Here is a 2,998-nt window from a genome sequence, read left to right as displayed (position 1 = left end):
GGTGGGGAGGGCCCCCAGGCCCACCCCGTCGGGCAGCCCGTCGGGCCGGGGTGCGAGACTGGGCGCATGCCCGTGCTCGACCCGAACCCCCAGAACGGCCAGAAGAAGATGCTCGTGGTCTTCGGCTCGTTCCTCGCCATCTTCATCGTCATCGGCATCATCGCGGCGATCGCCTCCCCGTGACCCCCGGGCGGCCGACGCCGAGGGCCCCACGCCCCGGCGGTCCAGTACCGGGGTCCGCCCGACCGCGCGCCAATCCGGCTCGCACCCTGGCTCCCGCCTGCACCCCTGGGTCCCGCCCGCAGCCCTGACTTCGGCCCGCACCCCTGACGTCAGTCCGCCCCCCTGACGTTGGCCCGCCCCCGGGCACGCGTCTCGGCGCAGCCCGTGACCCGCCCGCCAGTGAACGTCACCGGGCACGACCCGCATGGTCACGACCCTCATGGTGGGGCTAACCCCCCATCCCCTAGGGGGTGAGTCTCAGGGTGAAGTGGGTGGATCACCGGATAGGCCGTGCCGCCCGGAGTCCGTAGCTTCGAAGTGTGGCCGCGGGGGACTCGCGAGGACCCTACGGAGGAGCGGCCACCGACGACGCGAAGACCTCGGAGGCGGCATGTCGGCCCGTACGCACACGCGACCCCACCCGGCGGCCCCGGCACCCGGGGGCGGCATGGACATCCGCCTTCCCTGGTGGGCCCTCGCCCTGCCCGCCCTCGGCTTCGTCACCCTCCTGCTGCTGATACTCAACCCCGCGGACGCCCACGCCGCGAGCGGCGACCCCCTGGCCGCCCATGTCTTCGAGCGCATACAACGGCTCCTGACGGCCCTCGTCCCGTGACCGTCGGCAGCGCCCTCGGCGGCATGGACACGGGCCGCGGATATCCGCACTTCAACTCCCTGCGCCCCATGGCCTGTTTCGTGCGAAGCTGGGACCCATGAGCGTCGCAGAACCCCGCAGGATTGTCCTCTTCCGGCATGCGAAAGCCGACTGGCCACAGGTGTCCGACCATGAGCGGCCCCTCGCCGACCGGGGCCGAATGGACGCCGCCGTCGCCGGACGCAAGCTCGCCGACAGCGGCATCTCCTTCGACCTTGCCCTCTGCTCCACCGCCGTCCGGACCCGTGAGACCTGGAAGCTGGCCGTCCACGAGCTGCCCGAGCGACCGAAAACCGTCTACGAGGAGCGGATCTACGAGGCCTCTCCCGGCGACCTGATCGCCCTGCTCAACGAGACCCCCGACGACGCGCAGACCGTCCTCCTGGTCGGCCACAACCCCGGCGTCCAGGCGCTCGCCGAGATCCTCGCCGGCCAGGCCGAGGGCGACGCCCGTGAGCGCATGAGCCGTCGCGACTTCCCGGCCGCCGCCTACGCCGTCATCACCTTCGAGGGTTCCTGGAAGAGCCTGGAACCGGGCGTCGGCACCCTCGTCGACTACTGGGCGCCCACGGAGTAACCGGCCAGGCCACCCCGGCACCCGGGGCACCCTGGGCATGCCCAGGGCACCCCGGCTCACGGCATACGGCGTACGGCACGACGAAGGCCCGGCAGCGCAGCGCTGCCGGGCCTTCCCGCGTCGTCACACGCCGTCGCCGTCGCCGTCGATGGCGCTCACTGCTCGTCGTGCGTGTCCGCCGCCTCGACCTCTTCCCGCGTGACACCGAGGAGGTAGAGCACGGTGTCGAGGAAGGGGAAGTTCACCGCGGTGTGCGCGGCCTCCCGTACGACCGGCTTGGCGTTGAAGGCGACGCCGAGACCGGCCGCGTTGAGCATGTCGAGGTCGTTCGCCCCGTCGCCGATCGCCACGGTCTGCGCCAGCGGCACCCCCGCCTCGGCGGCGAACCGGCGCAGCAGCCGCGCCTTGCCCGCGCGGTCCACGATCTCCCCGACGACCCTGCCGGTCAGCTTGCCGTCGACGATCTCCAAGGTGTTGGCCTGCGCGAAGTCCAGCCCCAGCCGGTCCTTCAGGTCGTCGGTGACCTGGGTGAAGCCACCCGAGACGACACCGACCTGGAAACCGAGCCGCTTCAGCGTGCGGATCAGGGTGCGCGCCCCCGGCGTGAGCCGCACCTCGCTGCGCACCTTGTCCACCACCGAGGCGTCGAGCCCCTCCAGCAGCGCCACGCGGGCGTGCAGCGACTGCTCGAAGTCCAGCTCGCCGCGCATCGCGGCGGCCGTCACCTCGGCGACCTCCTTCTCGCACCCGGCGTGCGCCGCGAAGAGCTCGATCACCTCGTCCTGGATGAGCGTGGAGTCCACGTCCATGACCACCAGCCGCTGGGCCCGCCGGTGCAGCCCCGCCGCGACCACGGCGACATCCACGCCGAGCGCCACAGACTCGGTCACCAGCGCCGTGCGCAGCGTCTCCGGCTCGGTGCCGGACACGGCGAACTCCACCGCCGTCACCGGGTACTTGGCGAGCCGGAAGATACGGTCGATGTTGCCGCCGGTCGCGGTGATCCGCGCGGCGATCCGGGCCGTGGACTCGGCGGTCAGCGGATGTCCCAGCACGGTGACGTGCGAGCGGCCGAGACCGCGGGGTCGGTTGTCGCCCAGGCCGGAGATGATCTCCGCCTGCATCTTCATGGACTCCGCCCAGCCGTGGACGGTGGCCCGCAGATCGCCCTCCTGGCCGGCCGGCGGCACGGTCACCAGGGCGCACAGGACGATCCGGCCACGGGTGACGACCTGCTCGATGTCGACCACGTCGACGGAGTACGCGGCAAGGGTGTCGAACAGCCCGGCGGTGATGCCGGGCCTGTCCTTGCCGAAGATCTTGACGAGGAGAGTGGGGACGTCAGAGGAGGTCTGCGAAGCGCTCATGATGGTCCAACCGTATCCGGCACCCCGCGTTCTGCGCCCCTGAGGTCCGCCCAGCGGACGGAGAACTCTGGGTTACCAGTGACCGAAGGGGACCCGGATCGTGTACGAAGCGCGGGGGCGGCACCCGGAATCCCCCCTTCCACCGCCGCGTGCCCCCCCCGTCTCTTAGACACATCT

The 2,998-nt window shown here is 71.6% G+C and carries 4 protein-coding genes; 3 read left to right on the top strand and 1 reads right to left on the bottom strand.

Going from position 1 to position 2,998, the window contains the following annotated elements:
• Positions 1-66: 66 nt before the first annotated feature.
• The 3 genes from AOK15_RS48445 to AOK15_RS40910 all read left to right on the top strand — a co-directional run bounded on the left by AOK15_RS48445 (position 67) and on the right by AOK15_RS40910 (position 1,454).
• Positions 67-183 (top strand): SGM_5486 family transporter-associated protein, encoded by a 117-nt coding sequence (locus AOK15_RS48445; protein ID WP_099968646.1) that lies wholly within the window; start codon positions 67-69, stop codon positions 181-183.
• A gap of 430 nt (positions 184-613) precedes the next feature.
• Positions 614-838 carry a hypothetical protein gene (locus AOK15_RS40915; protein WP_055524304.1) on the top strand — a complete coding sequence of 75 codons (225 nt, stop codon included), beginning with the start codon at positions 614-616 and terminating at the stop codon, positions 836-838.
• Positions 839-935: 97 nt separating this feature from the next.
• A complete protein-coding gene (locus AOK15_RS40910; RefSeq protein WP_055524301.1) occupies positions 936-1,454 on the top strand; it encodes a SixA phosphatase family protein in 519 nt (172 codons plus the stop codon).
• A 155-nt stretch (positions 1,455-1,609) separates the two neighbouring features.
• Here AOK15_RS40910 and serB read toward each other — a convergent pair whose 3' ends face one another.
• Positions 1,610-2,821 (bottom strand): phosphoserine phosphatase SerB, encoded by a 1,212-nt coding sequence (gene serB, locus AOK15_RS40905; RefSeq protein WP_055524299.1) that lies wholly within the window; start codon positions 2,819-2,821, stop codon positions 1,610-1,612.
• Positions 2,822-2,998 lie beyond the last annotated feature (177 nt).

Origin of the sequence: Streptomyces ossamyceticus (genome assembly GCF_001418475.1) — a bacterium.
In the GTDB taxonomy this organism is placed as follows: Bacteria; Actinomycetota; Actinomycetes; order Streptomycetales; family Streptomycetaceae; genus Streptomyces; species Streptomyces ossamyceticus.
Note: the sequence above shows the minus strand (reverse complement) of the source record. Positions and strands in the feature narration are given on the sequence as shown.

Bases quoted from the DNA above. Each gene is read 5' to 3' on its own strand.
- AOK15_RS48445 (WP_099968646.1), top strand. From the start codon at position 67: ATGCCCGTGCTCGACCCGAACCCCCAGAACGGCCAGAAGAAGATGCTC.
- AOK15_RS40915 (WP_055524304.1), top strand. From the start codon at position 614: ATGTCGGCCCGTACGCACACGCGACCCCACCCGGCGGCCCCGGCACCC.
- serB (WP_055524299.1), bottom strand. From the start codon at position 2,821: ATGAGCGCTTCGCAGACCTCCTCTGACGTCCCCACTCTCCTCGTCAAG.
- AOK15_RS40910 (WP_055524301.1), top strand. From the start codon at position 936: ATGAGCGTCGCAGAACCCCGCAGGATTGTCCTCTTCCGGCATGCGAAA.